Source organism: Bradyrhizobium sp. BWC-3-1, assembly GCF_032917965.1.
In the GTDB taxonomy this organism is placed as follows: Bacteria; Pseudomonadota; Alphaproteobacteria; order Rhizobiales; family Xanthobacteraceae; genus Bradyrhizobium; species Bradyrhizobium canariense_D.
Window position 1 is genome coordinate 2305245 of the sequence record NZ_CP136625.1, and the last position, 20676, is coordinate 2325920.

15 protein-coding genes are annotated in these 20676 nt (G+C 65.4%); 12 read left to right on the top strand and 3 right to left on the bottom strand.

The window, feature by feature from the left end:
• Positions 1-24 precede the first annotated feature (24 nt).
• The 11 genes from murG (at position 25) to ligA (ending at position 15663) form a co-directional block, all read left to right on the top strand.
• Positions 25-1125, top strand: a complete 1101-nt coding sequence (gene murG, locus RX329_RS11200; RefSeq protein WP_085385405.1) for an undecaprenyldiphospho-muramoylpentapeptide beta-N-acetylglucosaminyltransferase — start codon at positions 25-27, stop codon at positions 1123-1125.
• 139 nt (positions 1126-1264) lie between these two features.
• Entirely contained in the window at positions 1265-2668 is a 1404-nt protein-coding gene (gene murC, locus RX329_RS11205; RefSeq protein WP_085385428.1) for a UDP-N-acetylmuramate--L-alanine ligase, read from the top strand.
• Between the two features lie 4 nt (positions 2669-2672).
• The gene (gene murB / locus RX329_RS11210; RefSeq protein ID WP_085349084.1) at positions 2673-3593 is read left to right on the top strand and encodes a UDP-N-acetylmuramate dehydrogenase; all 921 of its coding nucleotides are present in this window, start codon (positions 2673-2675) and stop codon (positions 3591-3593) included.
• A 22-nt stretch (positions 3594-3615) separates the two neighbouring features.
• Entirely contained in the window at positions 3616-4602 is a 987-nt protein-coding gene (locus tag RX329_RS11215) for a D-alanine--D-alanine ligase (protein WP_085349138.1), read from the top strand.
• 350 nt (positions 4603-4952) lie between these two features.
• Positions 4953-5981: a cell division protein FtsQ/DivIB gene (locus RX329_RS11220; protein WP_026232695.1), complete on the top strand. Its 1029-nt coding sequence runs from the start codon at positions 4953-4955 to the stop codon at positions 5979-5981.
• Positions 5978-7300 carry a cell division protein FtsA gene (gene ftsA, locus RX329_RS11225; protein WP_018454244.1) on the top strand — a complete coding sequence of 441 codons (1323 nt, stop codon included), beginning with the start codon at positions 5978-5980 and terminating at the stop codon, positions 7298-7300. Before RX329_RS11220 ends, ftsA begins: the two co-directional genes overlap by 4 nt.
• 87 nt (positions 7301-7387) lie before the next feature.
• On the top strand, positions 7388-9193 hold the full coding sequence (ftsZ, locus tag RX329_RS11230; protein ID WP_018454245.1) for a cell division protein FtsZ: 1806 nt from the start codon (positions 7388-7390) through the stop codon (positions 9191-9193).
• A 357-nt stretch (positions 9194-9550) separates the two neighbouring features.
• Positions 9551-10513 carry a UDP-3-O-acyl-N-acetylglucosamine deacetylase gene (gene lpxC / locus RX329_RS11235; protein ID WP_085385406.1) on the top strand — a complete coding sequence of 321 codons (963 nt, stop codon included), beginning with the start codon at positions 9551-9553 and terminating at the stop codon, positions 10511-10513.
• A 296-nt stretch (positions 10514-10809) separates the two neighbouring features.
• The gene (locus RX329_RS11240) at positions 10810-11715 is read left to right on the top strand and encodes an outer membrane protein assembly factor BamD (protein WP_026232697.1); all 906 of its coding nucleotides are present in this window, start codon (positions 10810-10812) and stop codon (positions 11713-11715) included.
• A 13-nt stretch (positions 11716-11728) separates the two neighbouring features.
• Positions 11729-13402, top strand: coding sequence for a DNA repair protein RecN (gene recN, locus RX329_RS11245; protein WP_085385407.1), 1674 nt, complete (start codon positions 11729-11731; stop codon positions 13400-13402).
• A gap of 107 nt (positions 13403-13509) precedes the next feature.
• Positions 13510-15663, top strand: a complete 2154-nt coding sequence (gene ligA, locus RX329_RS11250) for an NAD-dependent DNA ligase LigA (protein WP_085385408.1) — start codon at positions 13510-13512, stop codon at positions 15661-15663.
• Positions 15664-15837: 174 nt separating this feature from the next.
• Here the strand turns inward: ligA and RX329_RS11255 are convergent, their stop codons facing one another.
• Together RX329_RS11255 and RX329_RS11260 are read right to left on the bottom strand one after the other, a co-directional pair.
• Positions 15838-17112 (bottom strand): multidrug effflux MFS transporter, encoded by a 1275-nt coding sequence (locus RX329_RS11255; RefSeq protein WP_085361400.1) that lies wholly within the window; start codon positions 17110-17112, stop codon positions 15838-15840.
• Positions 17113-17493: 381 nt separating this feature from the next.
• Entirely contained in the window at positions 17494-19323 is a 1830-nt protein-coding gene (locus tag RX329_RS11260; RefSeq protein ID WP_085361399.1) for an aminopeptidase P family protein, read from the bottom strand.
• Between the two features lie 188 nt (positions 19324-19511).
• Between RX329_RS11260 and RX329_RS11265 the strand changes: the two genes are divergently transcribed.
• Positions 19512-19691: a hypothetical protein gene (locus RX329_RS11265; protein ID WP_085385409.1), complete on the top strand. Its 180-nt coding sequence runs from the start codon at positions 19512-19514 to the stop codon at positions 19689-19691.
• A gap of 24 nt (positions 19692-19715) precedes the next feature.
• Here RX329_RS11265 and RX329_RS11270 read toward each other — a convergent pair whose 3' ends face one another.
• Entirely contained in the window at positions 19716-20603 is an 888-nt protein-coding gene (locus tag RX329_RS11270; protein ID WP_085385410.1) for a 50S ribosomal protein L11 methyltransferase, read from the bottom strand.
• Positions 20604-20676 lie beyond the last annotated feature (73 nt).

Consider the following 20676-nt stretch of genomic DNA (forward strand, 5'->3'; position numbering starts at 1 on the left):
AGAGTCCTTGTAAAACTCGCCACCATGGACACCTCCCCCCTGATTCTTCTCGCCGCGGGCGGCACCGGCGGCCATCTGTTTCCGGCCGAGGCGCTCGGCGTCGAGCTGATCCGGCGCGGCTTCCGCGTCCGCCTCGTCACGGACGAGCGCGCGCTGCGCTACAGCGGACTGTTCACCAAGGACATGATCGACGTCGTCTCGAGCGAGACTGCGCGCGGACGCAATCCGCTGCAGCTCGCCTATGCCGGCCTGACGCTCGCGGCCGGCACGCTGTCCGCCTACAGCATGATCAAGCGACTGAAGCCGGTCGCCGTCGTCGGCTTCGGCGGCTATCCGACGCTGCCGCCGCTGGTCGCCGCAAAATTCGCCGGCGTGCCCGGCATCATCCATGACGCCAATGCGGTGCTCGGCCGCGCCAACCGGTTCCTGTCGAGCCGCGTCCAAGCCATCGCGACGTCGTTGCCCGGCGTGCTCGATCGCGATCCGGCGCTATCAGGCAAGACCACGACGGTCGGCACGCCGATGCGTCCGGCGATCCTCGCCGCAGCTGGCGTGCCATATGCTGCGCCTGAAGTGAACGGTCCGCTGCGCCTGCTCGTCGTCGGCGGCAGCCAGGGCGCGCGCATCATGGCCGACATCGTGCCGGGCGCGATCGAGCGCCTCGAGCCTGCGCTGTGGAGCCGGCTCGTCCTCACCCAGCAGGTGCGCGACGAGGATATGGCGCGCGTGCGTGCGGTCTACGACAGACTGAAGATCAAGGCCGAGCTCGCGCCGTTTTTCACCGATCTTCCGGCACGGCTGGCCTCCAACCATCTGGTGGTGTCGCGCTCGGGCGCCGGCACCGTGGCGGAACTTGCCGCGATCGGGCGGCCCTCGATCCTGGTGCCGCTGCCGGGCGCGATCGACCAGGACCAGTTCGCCAATGCCGGCGTGCTGGCCAAGGTCGACGGTGCGATCCGCATTCCGCAGACCGAGTTTTCCTCCGATCGCCTCGCCGCCGAGATCTCCGCCTTCGCCGCCGAGCCCGCGCGTCTTGCCGCCATGGCGCAGGCCGCCCGCGGCGCCGGCCGGCTCGACGCAGCGGAGCGGCTGGCCGATCTGGTGGCCAAAATCGCGGGAATCTGACGCGAAATCGGCCGGAATTCCTACTTTTGCCGTCATGGCCGGGCTTGTCCCGGCCATCCACGTCTTGCAAGAAGTGGTAAGGATTCGTGGATGCCCGGGACGAAGCCCGGGCATGACGAAGGGAACTGCGGGATACACCATGAGACTGCCGCGCGAGATCGGACCTATCCACTTCATCGGGATCGGCGGGATAGGCATGAGCGGAATCGCCGAGGTGCTGCTCAATCTCGGCTATTCCGTGCAGGGTTCGGACGCCTCCGACAATTACAATCTCGACCGCCTGCGCAAGAACGGTGCGAGGGTCTCGGTCGGCCACAAGGCGGAGAACGTCGACGGGGCCGAGGTCGTCGTGGTTTCTACCGCGATCAAGCGCGACAATCCGGAACTGACGGCGGCGCGCGAACGGCGCATCCCCGTGGTGCGCCGCGCCGAGATGCTGGCCGAGCTCATGCGGCTGAAGAGCTGCGTCGCCATCGCCGGCACCCACGGCAAGACCACCACGACCACGATGGTCGCGACGCTGCTCGACGCCGGCGGCCTCGATCCCACCGTGATCAACGGCGGCATCATCAATGCCTACGGCTCCAATGCGCGTCTCGGTGCGGGTGACTGGATGGTGGTCGAAGCGGACGAGAGCGACGGCACGTTCCTGAAGCTGCCGACCGAGGTCGCGATCGTCACCAATGTCGATCCCGAGCATCTCGATCACTTCAAGACCTTCGAGGCGGTGCAGGACGCCTTCCGCCATTTCGTCGAGAACCTGCCGTTCTATGGCTTCGCCGTGATGTGCATCGATCATCCCGTGGTGCAAACCCTTGTCGGCAAGATCGAGGATCGACGCATCATCACCTATGGTGAGAATCCGCAGGCCGATGTGCGCTTCGTCGACCTGACCCCGGCGGGCGGCGGATCGAAGTTCAAGGTTGCCTTCCGCGATCGCAAGACGGGCGCCGTGCACGAGATCTCCGATCTCATGCTGCCGATGCCGGGGCGCCACAATGCCTCCAACGCGACCGCCGCGATTGCGGTCGCGCGCGAGCTCGGCGTGTCGGACGAGGCGATCCGCAAGGCGATCGCCGGCTTCGGCGGCGTCAAGCGCCGCTTCACCAAGACCGGCGAGTGGAACGGCGTCACCGTCATCGACGACTACGGCCATCATCCGGTCGAGATCGCGGCGGTGCTGAAGGCGGCGCGGGAATCCACCAACGGTAAGATCGTCGCGGTGGTGCAGCCGCATCGCTACACCCGCCTGCAGTCGCTGTTCGAGGAATTCTGCACCTGCTTCAACGATGCGGATGCGGTGATCGTCGCCGAGGTCTATGCTGCGGGCGAGACGCCGATCGAAGGCATCGATCGCGACCATTTCGCCGCGGGCCTGCGCGCCCACGGCCACCGCGAGGTGATCCCGCTGCCCGCGGCGTCCGATCTCGCTGGCATCGTCAAGGGCGTGGCGAAGTCCGGCGATCTCGTCGTGTGTCTGGGCGCCGGCAACATCACGCAATGGGCGTATGCCTTGCCCGGCGAATTGAAGGCGCTGGGGTAGCGCAGTGAGCTTCCCCGACATCACACCCGACCTCAAAGCCGTGATGCCCGATCTTCGCGGCCGGCTGCTGGCGAACCAGTCGCTCGCCGAGCTCACCTGGTTTCGCGTCGGAGGTCCCGCGCAGGTGCTGTTCACGCCGACGGATGAGGACGATCTCTCTTATTTCCTCGCGCATCTCGCAAGCGACATTCCCGTCTATGTCGTCGGCGTCGGCTCCAACCTGATCGTGCGCGACGGCGGCATGGCGGGCGTGGTGATCCGGCTTGCGCCGCGCGCCTTTGGCGAGGCGAGCGCGAGCGGCGATGTCGTCACCGCGGGCGCAGCCGCGCTCGACAAGCGCGTGGCGGAAGTCGCCGCGTCGGCCAATATCGGCGGGCTCGAATTTTACTTCGGCATTCCCGGCACGATCGGCGGCGCGCTGCGCATGAATGCGGGCGCCAATGGCGGCGAGACCAAGGACGTGTTGATCGAGGCGCGTGGCGTCGGGCGCGACGGCACGAAGCACATCTTCTCCAATGCCGACATGAAGTTTGTCTACCGCAACAGCGGCGTCGATGCCTCCATCATCTTCACCTCCGCGCGGTTCCGCGGCGAGCTCAGGGATGCCGAGGCGATCCGCGCGCGCATGGCGGAAGTGCAAACCCATCGCGAGACCGCGCAGCCGATCCGCGAAAAGACCGGCGGCTCGACCTTCAAGAATCCGCCCGGCCATTCCGCCTGGAAGCTGGTCGATGCCGCCGGCTGCCGCGGTTTGCGCGTCGGCGGTGCAGAAGTCTCCGAGATGCACTGCAATTTCCTGATCAACACGGGCAATGCCACCGCGCACGATATCGAGACGCTGGGCGAGACCGTACGTGAACGGGTGAAGGCAAATTCCGGAATTGAGCTACACTGGGAAATCAAGCGGATCGGAATTCCCGGCTAATTTGGACAAGCGACGAGAGAACATGCGCATCACCATCCTCTTCGGCGGCTCCAACCGCGAACGTCTGGTTTCCGTCGCCTCAGCCCAGGCGCTGCATCAGGCGCTGCCCGAGGCCGATCTCTGGTGGTGGGACGTCGAGGACAAGGTGCATGTCGTGCAGTCCAAACAGCTGCTCGAACATGCCCGCCCGTTCGAGGACGAGTTCAAGCCGGGCACGTCGGGCATTCCGTTGGAGCAGGCGCTCGACCAGGCCAGGGCGGAGGACCGCGTGCTGGTGCTCGGCCTGCATGGCGGGCGTGCCGAGAACGGCGAATTGCAGGTGATGTGCGAAGCGCGCGGCGTGCCGTTCACCGGATCGGGCTCGGCCTCCTCGCATCTCGCGTTCGACAAGATCGCGGCCAAGCATTTCGCCGCGCTCGGCGGCGTGACGCCGCCGGCCAACATTGCGCTGGACCAGATCGACGAGGCCTTCGCCGAATACGGCCGGCTGATCGCAAAGCCCGCCAGGGATGGCTCGAGCTACGGCCTGATCTTCGTCAACGCCAAGCAGGATCTCGTCGCCGTTCGCAATGCGGCCAAGCACGAAGAGTACGTGATCGAGCCCTACATCTCCGGCGTCGAGGCGACCTGCGGCGTGCTGGAGCGGCCGGACGGCTCGATCATCTCGCTGCCGCCGATCGAGATCATTCCGGGCGAGGGCAGTTTCGACTACGCGGCGAAATATCTTTTGAAGTCGACCCAAGAGATCTGTCCCGGCCGTTTCGCACCCGAAATCACCGCCGCGCTGAAGCACCAGGCGATGCTGGCGCACCGGGCGATGTCGTGTACCGGCTATTCCCGTTCGGACTTCATCGTCTCGGACAAGGGGCTGGTCTATCTCGAAACCAACACGCTGCCCGGCCTGACCAAGTCCTCGCTCTACCCCAAGGCGCTGAAGGCCGAGAGCATCGAGTTCGTCGACTTCCTGCGCGGCCTGATCGAGCTCGCTGTGGCCGGTGTGCGAAAATAATTAGGACTGGTTAACGGCCGAACTGGCGAAACGGCCGGTTTTGGAACCCAAAACCGGTAAAATGCCGGATATTGCGGCATAAATGCCTCACAGGCCTGGGCAAAAAGCTCACGTCGTTAACGAACTTTACCTTTTGTTTACCAGGACGTCCGAAGGTTAACGCTGGCGGCGCATATGACGCTTTGGCTGCCGGCGCGTGGACCGTTGCGGGTGTTGTCACCCCCAGCGAACGCTCTGAAGGGGAGAGGTTTTCTTCTGCTGAAGACCAGCACCCGGCCCGGCAAGTCCGAGACGTCATGTTCGCCAGGACCCGCGCGATGTCGCGGGCAAACTGTTGACGAGCTCGTGCAATGGATGGAGCAGGAAGCCTCACTCGGTCGCTTTTCAGATCGCTGAGGCCCCAAGCTGACCTGAAGGCGGCCGCTATCGGAGCGGTCGTGCTTCTGCGCGAGTGGGTGCAGGACAAGCGTCAGGAAAGAGTTCTCGGCGCCCGTGCTGCCGCCAAGGAAAAGACCAGGGCCAAAGCCATCGTCGAGCGCGAGCCGCCGCCGCGGTTGGTCGCGCTGGTCGAGCGCTATCTGCCGCGCCGGGTCGGGATCAGCATGACGGTGCTGCTCCTGATCGGAAGCTGCGGCTTCGGTATCGTCAAGGGCGGCCATCTCCAGGATTTCATCACGGCGGTCAACGACACCCGCAACGCGCTGGCCAATTCCGCCGGCTTCCGCATCACCTCCGTCGTGATCAACGGTCGCAAGCAGCTCAGCCAGGACGAGATCCTCGCGATCGGCGGCGTCAGCGGCCGATCCTCGCTGCTGTTTCTCGACGCCGACGCCGTGCGCGACAAGCTCAAGGCCAATCCCTGGATCGCGGATGCGACCGTGCTGAAGCTCTATCCGGGCCAGCTCATGATCGAGCTCACCGAGCGCAAGGCGTTCGCGCTGTGGCAGGAGGCCGGCCGGCTCTCCGTCATCGCCGATGACGGCGCCGTGCTCGAACCCTACGTCTCGCGCCGCTTTCTGTCGCTGCCGCTCGTGGTCGGCAAGGGCGCCGAGACGCAGGCCCGCGATTTCCTCGCTTTGCTGGCGCGCTATCCGCAGGTCAATTCCATTACCAAGGCCGCGATCTTCGTCGGTGAGCGGCGCTGGAACCTGAGGCTCAAGGACGGCCTCGACATCCGCCTGCCCGAACAGGACGTCGGCAACGCGCTTGCGATGCTGTCCAGGCTCGACAAGGAGGACAGGCTGTTCTCCCGCGACATCGTCGCCGTCGACCTGCGCCTGCCCGATCGGCTCGTCGTGCAGCTGTCCGAGGACGCCGCCAAGGCGCGCGACGATTTGTTCAAGGACAAGAAGAAGAAAAAGGCCGGGGACGCTGCATGACCGGTCTTGATCGCACCCAGACACCGAAGACACGCCCGATGCCGCACAAGCGCGGCGGCCTCGTCGCCTGCCTCGACATCGGCACCAGCAAGATCGCCTGCATGATCGCGCGGCTGAAGCCGTCGGCGCCGAGCGAAGCCCTGCGCGACCGGACCCATGCGGTGGAGCTGATCGGCTACAGCCAGATTCAGTCGCGCGGCATGAAGGCCGGCGCCGTGATCGATCTCGGCGAATGCGAGCAGGCGGTGCGACAGGCCGTCGGGCTTGCAGAGAAAATGGCCAAGGTGCGGGTCGAGTCCGTGCTGCTGTCGGTCTCCGGCGGCCGGCTCTCCGGTCAGCTGGTCGAAGCTGCGGCCGACATCCGCGGCGGCGCCGTGACACCGGCCGATGTCAGCCGCGTCACCTCCACCGGCATGCGCCACGCCACCGGCGAAGGCCGCACCGTGCTGCACGCGCTGCCGGTCGGCTACACGCTTGACGGCGTCAAAGGTATCCGCGACCCCCGCGGCATGGTTGCGCATCAGTTCGGCATCGACATGAATGTCGTCACCTGCGACGCCACGGTGGCGCGGAACCTGATGCTGGCGGTCGAACGCTGCCACATCAACGTCGAAGCCATGGCGGCAAGCCCCTATGTGGCAGGCCTGTCGGTGCTGACCGACGACGAGGCCGATCTCGGCGCCGCCGTGGTCGAAATGGGCGCGGGCACCACCACGATCGCGGTCTTTTCCGGCGGCCACTTCGTGCATGCCGCGGGTTTTGCGGTCGGCGGGCAACACATCACGATGGATCTGGCGCGCGGACTCTCCGCGACCATTGCCGATGCCGAGCGAATCAAGACGTTATACGGGACCGTCATCACCGGCGGATCGGACTCGCGTGAGCTGATGTCTGTACCGACAGCCGGTGACGAGCAGGATCTGCCGCAGATCGTCTCCCGCGCTACCATCGCCAACATCGTCAAGCATCGTGCCGAGGAAGTCTTCGAAATGGTTCGGGACAAGCTGAAGGATTCGCCCTTCGCCTCGGAGCCGAACGGCCGCGTCGTGCTCTCGGGCGGGGCCTCGCAGCTCACGGGTCTCGTTGAGCTCGGAACGCAGATTCTCGGCCGGCCCGTGCGGGTCGGACGTCCGCTCGGTTTCGGCCGGCTGCCCAACGAGGCGAAGAACGCCGCCTTCGCGGTGCCGGCCGGACTGCTCGTCTACCCGCAATATGTTCACCACGAACATGTCGAACCGCGGCATACGCGGCAGCAGGTCAGGACGGGGACCGGCGGGTATTTCGGAAAGGTCGGACGATGGCTACGCGAGGGCTTCTGATGACTCCTTCCCGCAATATTCGATTTTCACCAACTCCCGCGGCCGCCGGCCGGGGCGAACCCACGCGCGCGTGATCGAGAGGCAAACATGACCATCAGCATCAATGTTCCTGATATTCACGAACTGAAGCCCCGCATCACCGTGTTCGGCGTCGGCGGCGCCGGTGGTAACGCCGTCAACAACATGATCACGGCGGGCCTCCAGGGCGTCGACTTCGTGGTCGCCAACACTGACGCGCAGGCGCTGACGATGTCGAAGGCGCAGCGCATCGTGCAGATGGGCACGGCGGCCACGCAAGGGTTGGGCGCAGGTTCGCAGCCGGTGGTCGGCGCGGCCGCGGCCGAAGAAGTCATGGACGAACTCCGTGACCATCTCTCGGGCGCCAACATGGTGTTCGTCACCGCCGGCATGGGCGGCGGCACCGGCACCGGTGCGGCTCCCGTGATCGCCAAGATCGCGCGCGAGATGGGCATTCTCACCGTCGGCGTCGTGACCAAGCCCTTCCACTTCGAGGGCGGCCGCCGCATGCGCACCGCCGAAGCGGGCATCAACGAGCTGCACAAGGTCGTTGATACGCTGCTGATCATCCCGAACCAGAACCTGTTCCGGGTCGCGAACGAGAAGACCACCTTCGCCGACGCCTTCGCGATGGCCGACCAGGTGCTCTATTCGGGCGTTGCCTGCATCACCGACCTGATGGTCAAGGAAGGCCTGATCAATCTCGACTTCGCCGACGTTCGCGCCGTCATGCGCGAGATGGGCAAGGCGATGATGGGCACGGGCGAAGCCTCCGGCGACAAGCGCGCGCTGACCGCCGCCGAAGCCGCGATCGCCAACCCGCTGATCGACGATAGCTCGATGAAGGGCGCCAAGGGCCTCCTGATCTCCATCACCGGCGGCAAGGATCTCACCCTGTTCGAGGTCGACGAAGCTGCGACCCGCATCCGCGAGGAAGTCGATCAGGACGCCAACATCATCGTCGGCGCCACCTTCGACGAAGCCCTCGACGGTCTGATCCGCGTCTCGGTCGTCGCCACCGGCATCGAACAGGCCGCGATCGCGCGCAACAGCCAGGCCACCAGCGCTCCCGTGGCGAATCCTGCTCCGCAGGCGCAGCAGGCTCCCGCCGCTCCCGCCGCGGCTGCCGAGAGCCGTCTTGCCGATTTGACCGCGCGGCTGCGCGCTGACAATCAGCGCATGGCCGAGCGCGCCCAGAAGTTCGAAGGACAGACCCCGGCCACAGGAACGGGCCAATTTGCCGCCGCTCCCACGGCTCCGCGTCCGAACGTCGAGCGCGCTGCGCTTGCCGCCATCGCCGCCGCCGTTGCGGACGTTCCGCAGGCTCCCGCGCCGATGCAGACCTATGGCGACGTTACCGTGCGCCCGATCGCGCAGAAGCCCACGCTGTTCCCCGAGCCCGAGCAGGCGCCGATGGCCATGCAAGAGCCGATGACGCCGGAAACCTTCATCCCTCCGCAGGCCGAGCGTGCACCGGTCCGCACACCGCGGATGCCGCGGATCGAGGAACTTCCGATGCCCGCCCAGGCCGAGCTTCGCCAGGCCCGCGGCGAGGTCGAGGAGGAGACCCCGCAGAAGACCCGGCTGTCGCTGCTGCAGCGCCTCGCCAATGTCGGCCTCGGCCGTCGTGACGAGGAGACCGAGGCGCCGATCGCGGCCCGCACCGCCGGTCCCGCGATGCCGCCACTGCCCGATCGCCGCCCCCAGAAGACCGTGGCGCAGCAAATCGCTTCTACCGAGCCGGTGTCCGAGTATGCACGTCGTCCCGCGCCGCAGGGCCTGGACATGCACGGCCGTCCCGCGCCTGTTGCCCCGGCGCCACAGGGAGATGACCATCTTGATATCCCGGCCTTCCTGCGGCGGCAGGCGACCTGAGGATTGTTACAATAAGGCGGACGAAAAAAGGTCCCGGCGGGAAGCTTGCCGGGGCCTTTTCTTTTGCCCCGTGCATATCCGGATTGCGTGGCCAAACAACTGATTTTAAATCATTAATTACGTATTCGATGGTTCAGTAAAACTACCGAAAACGGTCCCGAACTCCGGTCCAATTTGGTTAAGCCTTGGCGCGAATACGGCGGGTTTGGGGTAACAATCGGTAAAAAAGCGTGAGTTGGCGCTGTTTAGGGCAGTGACTATGGTTTGCCGTGACTTGGGGATACGGATTCGGAACAGCGGTCTAGGCCGCAGTCGGGTTCAGTATAAGTCGCGATGGTCGTAGTGGGGCGGTTCCTGATGAAATTTAGCCGGCAAACAACGCTTCGCGCGCAAGCCAGTGTGGCAGGCGTCGGCGTTCATTCCGGTCTTCCCGTCACGCTCACGCTTGGACCCGCGCCTGTCGACGCGGGCTTTGTTTTTATCCGCACCGGGCTCGAGGGAAGCGACCGCGAAGTTCAGGCCACCGCCGAGCAGGTGATCGCGACGGATTTCGCCACCGTCCTCGGTGATCGCAACGGTCCGCTGGTTTCCACCGCCGAGCATGTCCTTGCTGCGCTGCGGGGAATGGGCGTCGACAACGCCATCATTGAGATCGATGGGCCGGAAGTGCCGATCATGGACGGCAGCGCGGCAGCCTTCGTTGCGGCGATCGACCAGGCCGGCATCGTGACCCAGCCGGCGCAGCGCCGCTTCATCCAGGTTTTGAAGCCGATCTCGGTCAAGATCGGCGACTCCTTCGGTGAGATCAGGCCCTATGCCGTCGGGTTCCGCGCCGAGGTCGAGATCGACTTCACCAATCCTGTCATCGGCCAGCAGAGCTATGCCTTCGACCTCAACCCGGAGCGTTTCCGCCGCGAAGTCGGCCGGGCCCGGACTTTCGGTCTGATGTGCGACGTCGCGCGGCTCTGGAGCGCCGGCTATGCGCTCGGTGCCTCATTCGACAACACCGTCGTGTTCGACGAGGAGCGGCTGCTCAACACCGAGGGCCTGCGCTACGCCGACGAATGCGCCCGCCACAAGGTGCTGGACGTGATCGGCGACCTCGCGCTGGCGGGTCTGCCGCTGCTCGGCGCCTACCGCTCGGTACGTGGCGGCCACAAGCTCAACCACACCGTTCTGACCGCGCTGCTCGCCGACCGCACCGCTTGGCGGGTGGTCGAGGGCGAGGCAGCCCGCCGCACCACGCGTCCGGTGGCCGAAACCGGTCGCGGCATCGTCGGTGGCCGGATCGCCGCGGTCTACGGGCCGGACGTTTCCTGAAGAGAGACGTTTCCTGCAGCGGACGTTTCCTAGACGAGAGACGCGTCCTGAAGAGACCCGTCGCCGCGGGCGTTTGGCGGCGGCTTTCCCCGGGAAACTCCTGGTAACGATGATCGGCTAGGATTGCGGCGCGTTCGCCTTAATCCGGGCGGAATGCCTGCCTATCCGGTTGGTTGAAGATCGTTTTTCGGTTACACCGGCGTGGTCGCACGGCAGGCACCACGGCTATATTTCGCGCCCAGGACGGGGTTCATGGGCTGGCGGACACCGCACCACAGGGCGTCAGGGCAATACTCATGTCGGCACAGCGTATGACGCGCGGATATCTTCAAGTCCCGTCTCGAGAAGTCTCGTCTCGAGCCCGTGGGCTGCTTCAGGTTGTCGCCCTCTTCGTGCTCGCGCTGCCGCTGGCCGGCTGCGGCACCGGCGCGCTTTGGGACAAGTTCACCGCCAAGGACGACACCTTCGTCGAGGAGCCCGCCGACAAGATCTACAATGAGGGCCTGTACCTCATGAACGAGAAGAAGGACATGAAGGCGGCGAACAAGAAGTTCGAAGAGGTCGACCGCCAGCATCCTTATTCCGACTGGGCCCGCAAATCATTGCTGATGTCGGCCTACGCGTCCTACCAGGGCGGGGATTATGACAATTGTATCGGCGCGGCCACCCGCTACGTCACGCTGCATCCCGGCAGCCCGGATGCGGCCTACGCGCAATATCTGATCGCCGCCTCGCATTACGACCAGATTCCGGACATCAGCCGCGACCAGACCCGCACCGAGAAGGCGATCGCCTCGCTGGAAGAGGTGGTGCGCAAATATCCGACCTCCGAATATGCGACCTCGGCCAAGGCCAAGATCGAAGGTGCGCGCGACCAGCTCGCCGGCAAGGAAATGAACGTCGGCCGCTATTACGCGCAGAAGCGCGACTACACGGCGGCGATCAACCGCTACAAGGCCGTGGTGACGCAGTACCAGACCACCCGCCATGTCGAGGAGGCGCTGTACCGCCTGACCGAGGCCTATATGGCGATCGGCATCGTTGGCGAGGCCCAGACGGCCGCCGCCGTGCTCGGGCACAATTTTCCTGACAGTCGCTGGTACAAGGACGCCTATAATCTTGTAAAATCAGGCGGTCTCGAACCGAGCGAGAATCAGGGGTCCTGGATTAGCAAGACCTTCAAGAAAATGGGTCTCGGCTAGGAAATAGAATTCCATGCTGGCGCGTCTGTCGATCCGTGACATCGTCCTGATCGAACGGCTCGATATCGAATTCGCACCGGGCCTCGCGGTTTTGACCGGCGAGACCGGTGCGGGCAAATCCATCCTGCTCGATGCCTTTGCGTTGGCGCTCGGCGGCCGCGGCGATGCCGGCCTCGTGCGGCATGGGGCGGAGCAGGGGCAGGTCACTGCCGTATTCGATATCCCAAAAAACCATCCCGCGGCCAAAATCCTCGCGGAGAACGGGCTGGACGATACCGGCGAGATGATTCTCCGCCGGGTCCAGCTCGCCGACGGCCGCACCCGCGCCTTCATCAACGACCAGGCGATCAGCGTGCAGACGCTGAAGGGGGTCGGGGCCGCTCTGGTCGAGATCCATGGCCAGCACGACGAGCGCGCGCTGGTCGATGCCGCCACCCACCGCCGCCTGCTCGACGCCTTCGCCGGTCTCGAAAAGGACGTCTCGGCGGTCGAGGCGCTCTGGGACGCACGCCGCACCGCCAACACCGCGCTGGAGGAGCATCGCGCCGGCATGGAGCGCGCCGCGCGCGAAGCCGATTACCTCCGCCACGCCTCCGACGAATTGAAGCAGCTCGCGCCCAAGGACGGCGAGGAGACTTTGCTGGCCTCCCGTCGGACCACGATGATGCAGGGCGAGAAGATCGCCTCCGACCTGCGCGAGGCGCAGGAGGCGGTCGGCGGCCACCATTCGCCGGTCGCCTCGCTGTCGGCGGCCGTGCGGCGGCTGGAGCGTCGCGGCGTCAACTCGCCGGCGCTGGTCGAACCCGCGGTGAGGGCGATCGACATCGCCATCAACGCGCTGGAGGAAGCCGACCAGCATCTTCAGGCGGCGCTTGCCGCAACCGATTTTGATCCCTCGGAGCTCGAACGCATCGAGGAGCGCCTGTTCGCGTTGCGCGCCGCCTCGCGCAAATATTCGACGCCGGTCGACGGGCTCGCCGCGCTGGCCGCAAGATACGCCGCCGATGTCGTTCTGATCGATGCCGGCGCCTCACGGCTGAAGAAGCTGGAGCAGGCCGCGATCGAGGCCGATGCGCGCTATGCGGCGGCTGCGAAGAAGCTGTCGATGGCGCGGCAGAAATCGGCGGAGAAGCTCAACAAGGCCGTCAATGCCGAGCTCGCGCCGCTCAAGCTCGAGCGCGCAAAGTTCATGACCCAGGTCGAGACCGACGAGGCAGCTCCGGGCCCGCAAGGGTTCGACCGCGTCGAGTTCTGGGTGCAGACCAACCCGGGCACCAAGCCGGGGCCGCTGATGAAGGTCGCCTCCGGCGGCGAGCTGTCGCGTTTCCTGCTGGCGCTGAAGGTCGTGCTGTCCGACCGCGGTTCGGCGCCGACCCTGGTCTTCGACGAGATCGACACCGGCGTCGGCGGCGCGGTCGCGGACGCGATCGGCGGGCGGCTGGCGCGGCTCGCCGGCAAGGTCCAGGTGATGGCCGTCACCCACGCCCCGCAGGTCGCCGCTCGTGCCGACCAGCATTTGCTGATCTCAAAGGACGCACTGGACAAGGGCAAGCGCGTTGCGACCCGCGTCAATGCGCTTGCCGCCGACCACCGCCGCGAGGAGATCGCGCGGATGCTCGCCGGCGCCGAGATCACCGCCGAGGCGAGGGCTGCCGCGGACCGTCTGCTCAAGGCGGCGACGGCTTGATTTCGTGTCCCGGACGCGCGCAACCGCCGGGGCCCTAAACGTTAAGTGCGGGGTACGAAACTGTAACCGCCTTTACCCTCCCGCCCGCTCCATCGTATCCAAGCACCATGGCCAGAGCAGCAAAATCGAAACCAACACCGCTTCGCGACGTCGCCGACCTCACCAAGGCGCAGGCCAAGGTCGAGCACATGCGGCTCGCGCTCGAGATCGAGGGGCATAACGAACGCTACTACCAGGACGACGCGCCCACCGTCACCGACGCCGAGTATGACGCGCTACGCCAGCGCTTCAACGCGATCGAGAAGCGCTTTCCGGAATTCGTCAGCGCGGACTCTCCGTCGCAGAAAGTCGGTGCTGCACCATCAGGCCGCTTCAAGAAGGTGCGGCATGCCGTCCCCATGCTGTCGCTCGACAACGCCTTTGCGGAAGAGGATCTGCGCGACTTCGTCGGCCGCATCGTGCGCTTCCTGAAGCTCGACGACGACAAGATCGATTTCTCGGCCGAGCCGAAGATCGACGGCCTCTCGATGTCGCTGCGCTACGAGGGCGGTGAACTCGTCACCGCGGCGACTCGCGGCGACGGCGCGGTCGGCGAGGACGTCACCGCCAACATCCGCACGCTCGAGGACGTGCCGAAGAGGCTGAAGGGCCGCAACGTCCCCGACATCTGCGAGGTGCGCGGCGAGGTCTACATGACCAAGAAGGCCTTCCTCGCGCTCAACGAACGGCAGAAGGCGGAAGGCATCACCATCTTCGCCAATCCGCGCAACTCGGCCGCGGGCTCGCTCCGGCAGAAGGATCCGACCATCACCGCCTCGCGCCCCCTCGGCTTCTTCGCCTATGCCTGGGGTGAGATGAGCGCGATGCCGGAGGCCACGCAGAGCGGCATGATCGGCTGGTTCGAGCGCTGCGGATTCAAGACCAACCCGCTGACCAGGCTCTGTCACTCCGTCGAGGAGCTGCTGGCGTTTCATCATGCAATCGAGGAGCAGCGCGCAAAGCTCGACTACGACATCGACGGCGTCGTCTACAAGGTCGATCGCATCGACTGGCAGGAACGGCTCGGCTTCGTCTCGCGCACGCCGCGCTGGGGCATTGCCCACAAATTCCCGGCCGAACGCGCCACGACGGTGTTGCGCGACATCGAGATCCAGGTCGGCCGCACCGGCTCATTCACGCCGGTCGGCAAGCTCGAACCGGTCGGCGTCGGCGGCGTGATCGTGCAGAACGTCACGCTGCACAACGAGGACTACATCAAGGGTATCGGCAATAAGGGCGAAGTGCTGCGCGAGGGCCGCGACATCAGGATCGGCGACACCGTCGTGATCCAGCGCGCCGGCGACGTCATCCCGCAGGTGGTCGACGTCGTCCTCGACAAGCGGCCGAAGGCTGCCAGGGAATTCCAGTTTCCGAAGAAGTGCCCGTGCCCGTTGCACACCGATGTCACGCGCGAGGAGACGGCGGCGGGCGAAGAGGGCTCACGCGCTCGCTGCACCGGCGAGTTCGCCTGCCCCTATCAGAAGATCGAGCATCTGAAGCTGTTCGTGTCGCGGCGCGCCTTCGACATCGACGGTCTTGGCGAGAAGCAGCTCCAGTACTTCTTCGACGAAGGTTTTGTGAAGGAGCCAGCCGACATCTTCACGCTGGAAAAGCGCAACGCAAAGCTCAAGCTGGAGGACATCGAGGGTTACGGCGCAACCTCGGTGCGCAATCTGTTCGGCGCGATCGAGAGCCGTCGCAAGATCGCGCTGGAGCGTTTTATCTACGCGCTCGGCATGCGCCATATCGGCGAGACCACGGCGCTGGCGCTGGCCCGCGGCTACGGCTCCTGGGACGCCTTCCACGATGCCAGCCTGAAGGTCGCCAAGGGCGGCGAGGAGGCGATGGCCGAGATGGACGCGCTCGACCAGATCGGCGAGACCGTGATCAAGAGCATCGCCGATTATTTCGGCGAGAGCCACAATCGCGGCATCGTCGAGCGGCTCACCAGGGAGGTCGAGATCATCGACGCGGAGAAGCCGAAGAGCAACTCCGCCGTCGCCGGCAAGACCGTGGTGTTCACGGGCTCGCTGGAGAAGATGACGCGCGACGAGGCCAAGGCCACCGCTGAGCGGTTAGGCGCAAAAGTGTCCGGCTCGGTGTCCAAGAAAACCGATCTCGTCGTCGCAGGCCCCGGCGCAGGTTCGAAGCTCGCGGAGGCCAACAAGCATGGCGTCAAGGTGCTGACCGAGGACGAGTGGCTGCAGCTGATCGGGGAGTGACTCTTCCCTTCTCCCCTTGTGGGAGAAGGTGGCGCGTAGCGCCGGATGAGGGGTTCTATTCTCGAGTTCAAGCTTTGAGAGGGGACCCGCGCGGAGAGAGACCCCTCATCCGGCGCGCTACGCGCGCCACCTTCTCCCACAAGGGGAGAAGGAAGAAGGCCTCACCGCGCCCGATCACATCATCCCGCTCTCTTCCTCTTCCGCCTGCTCGATCAGCGTCTCGCTCATCATGACCTCGCGGCGGGGGACGACGAAGATCATCGTGCAGGCGCAGAGCAGGGAGATCGCCAGTACCGCGGCGGTGAGCGGCAGCGTGGTCGCGGAATGGCCGCCGAGATAGGCGCCGAATTGCGACATCAGCGCGCCGATGCCTTGCTGGAGAAAGCCCATCGCACCTGATGCGGTGCCGGCGGCCTCGGGACGGATGCTGATCGCGCCGGCGGCCGAGTTCGCCATCACGAAGGCATTGCCGACCATCACGATCATCTGCGTGCCGAACAGCCAGGCGGGCGCCTCGTTCCAGCCGGTGAAGCTCCAGAGCAGGTTCAACAGGCTGCCGCAAAGCTGAAGCGCGAGGCCGAACCAGATCAACTTCTCCAGCGAGTGCCTGGGCGCGAAGCGCACGCAGAGCAGATTGCCGACGAGATAGGCAAAACCCGTCGTCGCGAACCACGCGCCGTATTCGGCGCTGGTCCTGCCCATCTGCGTCACCACGATATAGGGGCCGCCGCCGGCGAAGGTGAAGATGATCTGCGAGGCCAGCACCTGGCACATCACGTAGCCGACGAAGGCGCGGTTGCGGATCAGGATGCCGACATCGCCGCGAAAGCCGCTGCCGGCGGCGCGATCTCGGCGCGTCTCGGGCAGCGCGAATGCGATGCCGACGGCGACAATGATCGCGGCGACGGTGATGGCGTAGAAGATCGCGCGCCAGCCGAACGCTGTCTCGATCAGGCCGCCGCTGAGCGGAGAGACCATCTGCCCGATCATCAGCGCCGCGACCACGAGGCTGATCATCGAGGCGACGCGGTCGCGCTCGTAGATGTCGCGGATGATGGCGCGGCTCACCACCATGCCCGCGGCGCCGCCCAACGCCTGGAAAAAGCGCGCGGCGATCAGCTGCGGCAGGGTTTCCGCGAAGATGCAGGCGGCGCTGGCGACCACCATCAGCGCCAGTCCTCCGAGCAGCACCGGTCGCCGCCTGAAACGGTCCGACAGCGGGCCCATGATGAGTTGCGACAGCGCGATGCCGACCATGTACAGCGACACCGTCATCTGCGCGACCGAGATGTCGCTGCCAAAGGTCGTCGCCAGCACCGGCAGCGCCGGAACCAGCATGTAAAGCGAGATCGGCGCGATGCCGGTCATGACGACGAGCAGCAGCAACACCACGCGCGAGGTCGCGAGGTTCTTCGCCGTGTCCGGCGGCTGGCTGATCATGCCGTGCATGCGTGTCCGTCTCGTAGAAATTCGAATCGGACTGTAGCGCGCTCGCGCAAGACGCATATCGGCGTTTCGGAATGCGGCTATACGGATTCCGGGACGGTTATGATGAGGGCGCCATAGCGCCGATTGGGCGCGTTGCTCGCGTCAAAAAGTCGGTGTCATCGCCGGCTTGACCGGGCGATCCAGTACGCCGCGCTTCTTCGCATGCGTTTCCTGTCTCTGGAATACTGGATTCCCCGCCTGCCGCCTTCGCTAAAGCTTCGGCGCCCCTAGACCTCACCCCGGCGAAGCCTTGGCGTAGCCGGGTCGCGGGGCATGACAGCTGTGGTGGAGAAGCAGCCTTGCGCAAAGCGCGTGGAGCCATGCGGCTTTGCGACGACGCGCTTACGCCTTCAACTCCGCCGTGGCCTGGTCCAGCCAGGCCTTGGTCGTCTCGTCCAGCGCCGGCCGCACCTCGGCCCTGACGCGCGCGTGGTAGGCGTTGAGCCAGTCGAGCTCGTCCTTGCTGAGCATGCCGACATCGATCAGCCGGCGGTCGATCGGCGCCAGGGTCAGCGTCTCGAAAGCGTTCATCGATTTTTCCGCGCCCTTGATATCGGCTTCGACCACCAGTTCGAGGTTCTCGATGCGGATGCCGAAACCGTCTGTCTTGTAGTAGCCGGGCTCGTTGGACAGGATCATGCCGCGCTTCAGCGGCGTAGTGCCGAGCTTCGAGATTCGCGCCGGCCCCTCATGCACGCTCAGATAGCTGCCGACGCCGTGGCCGGTGCCATGCTCGAAATCGACGCCGGCGGCCCAGAGATATTGCCGTGCGAGTGTGTCGAGCTGCGCGCCGGTGGCGCCGTCGGGAAAGATCGCCCGCGCAATCGCGATGTGGCCGCGCAGCACACGCGTGAAGCGGTCGCGCATCTCGTCGGTCGGCTCGCCCACGGCCATGGTGCGGGTGACGTCGGTGGTGCCGTCTTCGTATTGTGCACCTGAATCGATCAGCAGCAGATCGCCGGGGACGATCCGCCGGTTGCTCTTGCGGGTGACGCGGTAGTGCACGATCGCGCCATTCGGGCCGGTGCCCGATATGGTCGGGAACGACACATCTTTGAGCGCGCCGGTGTCGCGGCGGAATGTCTCCAGCGCCTCGACCGCGTCGATCTCGGTGAGCTTGCCGCTTGCCGCCTCGCGGTCGATGAAGGCGAGGAAGCGTGCCAGCGCCACGGCGTCGCGCCGGTGCGCCGATTGCGTGCCCTTGATCTCGGTCGTGTTCTTGACCGCCTTGAGCAGGGCGATCGGATCGCTGCCGCGGACCGGCTTGCCGCCGGCGCCCGTGATCAGCCGGCTGAGGGCGTCGGCCGCGGTCGCATTGTCGAGCGCGATCGATCCACCGCTCTTGGCGAGCGCCATCAGCGTCGGCGCCATCGCATCGGGCTCGCGCACGTCGGCGGACTGCTCGAGATGGTCGCGGGTCAGATTTGAGAGCTTGCGGTGATCGATGAAGATGGTGGGACGGCTGTCCTTCGGCACCAGCGCATAGGACAGCGGCAGCGGCGTATGCGCGACGTCGGCGCCGCGGATGTTGAAGGTCCAGGCCACGGCATGGCTGTCGGACAGCACCAACGCATCGACGCCGAGCTTGCCGATCTCGCTCCTGATCTGCGTCAGCTTCTCGGCTTCAGTCACGCCGGCATGTTGCATTCCGTGCACCGTGACCGGCGCAATCGGCGGCTGTGGCCGGTCTTGCCAGATCGCATCGACCGGATTGCTGTCGACGGCGACCAGTTCGGCACCGGCCTTGGTGCAGGCGGCGGCCAAACGCTCGGCTGCTGCAAAAGTGTGCAGCCACGGATCAAATCCTAGGCGGTCGCCGGCCTTCAGGTGTGCCGACATCCAGCTTTCCGGCGGGGGATCGATCAGAGATTCCACGGCCCAGGCCCTTGAATCGACCTGCTTGGCCGCTTGGATCGTGTAGCGGCCGTCGACGAAGACCGCGGCCTCGTGCGTCAGCACCACCGCCAGTCCCGCCGAGCCCGTAAAACCGGTCAGCCAGGCGAGACGTTCTTCGGACGGCGGCACGTACTCATTCTGCTGCTGATCGGCGCGTGGAATCACGAAACCGGTCAGCTTGCGGCGGGCGAGTTCTTCACGGAGCGCGGCCAGCCGGGCTGTCAATGCGACGCCGGCCTCGGGCTCCTCGAATGTCTGGAAATGCGCTTCGAACATGGTGGATCACTTTAGGATCATGCGGATCAGTCCGCAATGTAGACGCATTTGAGGTCGCATCTGGCATGGACTGTGCTTGAACAAGTTCCATTCGAATTGAGTGGAGTACAGGATGCGGCAGTTGCGCTTCGTCCGGATAACAGGGAAATTCGAGCAAGTTGTTCATCTCAACGACGAGGGGACACTCGATGCCAGCGTTCACGTTTGAGAAGATTACGCCGCCGGTGCGCCGCGCTCCGGCTGCGGCGACACCGAAGAAACCGCGCGGCCTGATCAGCCAGATGATCGAGCGTTTCGCCGAACGCCGCGCGAGGCGTGCCTCGCAGGCCGAGCGCGCGATGCGCCGGGACGACAAGGCGGCAAAGTAGCGGCATCTACGGCAACACCCGTACTCACCCCATCTTCCGCAGCAACACGCTGCTCCATCCTTCGATCCGCAAGTGCTTCAGAGGCACGAGGCCGCGCGCGCGGTAGGCGGCGATCACGGCGGGGACCTGGGGCGTCAACAGGCCGGAGAGGATGACGCGCCCGCCAGGGGCGAGGTGTCGCGTCATCGGGCCCGCCAATTGCCGTAACGGATTGGCAAGGATGTTGGCCAGCACCAGGTCGAACGGGCCGCATCTGCCGAAATCAGCTGCAGCGAAGCCGGTGGCGCGGATCACGCGCACATGGTGACCCACCTCGTTCAACAAGGCGTTCTCGGCTGCCACCTTGACCGAGGCCGGGTCGATGTCGGAGGCTAGCACCGCGCGATGCAGCGCCTTTGCCGCCGCAATTCCCAGTACGCCGGTTCCGGTGCCGAGGTCGAGCACGCGGCCGGGCCGGGTGCGTTTCAGGACATGGTCAAGCAGGAGTAAACAGCCGCGTGTGGTGCCGTGATGGCCAGTGCCGAAGGCGAGAGCCGCCTCGATCTCGATGGCGAGCTTGTTTGGCGCCACGCGGTCGCGGTCATGGTTGCCGTGGACGACGAAGCGCCCGGCCGGCACCGGGACGAGATCTTCCAGGCTCGACTTGACCCAGTCCCTGGCTTCGACGGTGTCGAAGGCCAGCGTGTCCGCGATCTCATTTCCTGCTGATGTTGCAACGAGTTCGCGCAGCCACGCCCGGTCCGGTGCGTGCGCGAAATGCAGCGCGACGTCCCACTGTCCGTTCGGCTGCTCGAAGGCGGCGACCGCCGCATCGTCTTCGAAGAAAACCTCGGTGAGGACGTCGACGATGCGCTTGGCAGCGATCTCGCTGCCGATCGAAAAACTGGCGCGATGGGTGGGGGCAGGCTGCATCTCAGGGTTCCGTCCGGTTCAATTTTTGGAACTTTTGTTCCCGATTTTTCTAATAACTTGCATTTATGAGGTT

Bases quoted from the DNA above. Each gene is read 5' to 3' on its own strand.
- murG (WP_085385405.1), top strand. From the start codon at position 25: ATGGACACCTCCCCCCTGATTCTTCTCGCCGCGGGCGGCACCGGCGGC.
- murC (WP_085385428.1), top strand. From the start codon at position 1,265: ATGAGACTGCCGCGCGAGATCGGACCTATCCACTTCATCGGGATCGGC.
- RX329_RS11215 (WP_085349138.1), top strand. From the start codon at position 3,616: ATGCGCATCACCATCCTCTTCGGCGGCTCCAACCGCGAACGTCTGGTT.
- RX329_RS11220 (WP_026232695.1), top strand. From the start codon at position 4,953: ATGGATGGAGCAGGAAGCCTCACTCGGTCGCTTTTCAGATCGCTGAGG.
- ftsA (WP_018454244.1), top strand. From the start codon at position 5,978: ATGACCGGTCTTGATCGCACCCAGACACCGAAGACACGCCCGATGCCG.
- ftsZ (WP_018454245.1), top strand. From the start codon at position 7,388: ATGACCATCAGCATCAATGTTCCTGATATTCACGAACTGAAGCCCCGC.
- lpxC (WP_085385406.1), top strand. From the start codon at position 9,551: ATGAAATTTAGCCGGCAAACAACGCTTCGCGCGCAAGCCAGTGTGGCA.
- RX329_RS11240 (WP_026232697.1), top strand. From the start codon at position 10,810: ATGTCGGCACAGCGTATGACGCGCGGATATCTTCAAGTCCCGTCTCGA.
- recN (WP_085385407.1), top strand. From the start codon at position 11,729: ATGCTGGCGCGTCTGTCGATCCGTGACATCGTCCTGATCGAACGGCTC.
- ligA (WP_085385408.1), top strand. From the start codon at position 13,510: ATGGCCAGAGCAGCAAAATCGAAACCAACACCGCTTCGCGACGTCGCC.
- RX329_RS11255 (WP_085361400.1), bottom strand. From the start codon at position 17,112: ATGCACGGCATGATCAGCCAGCCGCCGGACACGGCGAAGAACCTCGCG.
- RX329_RS11260 (WP_085361399.1), bottom strand. From the start codon at position 19,323: ATGTTCGAAGCGCATTTCCAGACATTCGAGGAGCCCGAGGCCGGCGTC.
- RX329_RS11265 (WP_085385409.1), top strand. From the start codon at position 19,512: ATGCCAGCGTTCACGTTTGAGAAGATTACGCCGCCGGTGCGCCGCGCT.
- RX329_RS11270 (WP_085385410.1), bottom strand. From the start codon at position 20,603: ATGCAGCCTGCCCCCACCCATCGCGCCAGTTTTTCGATCGGCAGCGAG.